General features: G+C 54.4%; 1 protein-coding gene. It reads left to right on the top strand.

What is annotated here, in order from left to right:
- Positions 1-355, top strand: a 355-nt coding sequence (locus C5P05_RS00275) for a hypothetical protein (protein ID WP_198674556.1), incomplete at both ends; no start/stop codon positions are given.

The raw sequence follows: 355 nt of genomic DNA, 5'->3' as shown, positions 1-355 counted from the left end.
TCGAATGCGTGAAGCGTTGGAATTGCAGGTATTGCACATGCTCCGCCACGCAGCAGTAGACAAAGCGGCTGAATTGGCAATCGCACATCAGCTTTCCGCAGCCCTTGCCAGAACACTATTGGCACAGAGTAAGGGGTTGGATGCGTTGCAGGCCATCGAAGCTTATAGGCACATGCTGGAAGCAGAGTTTCGTACGCAAGATGCGCTTAAGGCTAGAGTGGTCCAGGTCATCATTCACAGCGCTATTGGACAAGCGGGCAAGGCCCTGCAACTGCTACGCGAGTGCGTAGCTCAGGCGCAGCCTCAGGGGTCTATAAGGCTCTTTGTGGATGAAGGCGCACCAATGCAAACACTG

The organism is Rhodoferax ferrireducens (assembly GCF_003347515.1).
GTDB lineage: Bacteria > Pseudomonadota > Gammaproteobacteria > Burkholderiales > Burkholderiaceae_C > Rhodoferax.
Note: the sequence above shows the minus strand (reverse complement) of the source record. Positions and strands in the feature narration are given on the sequence as shown.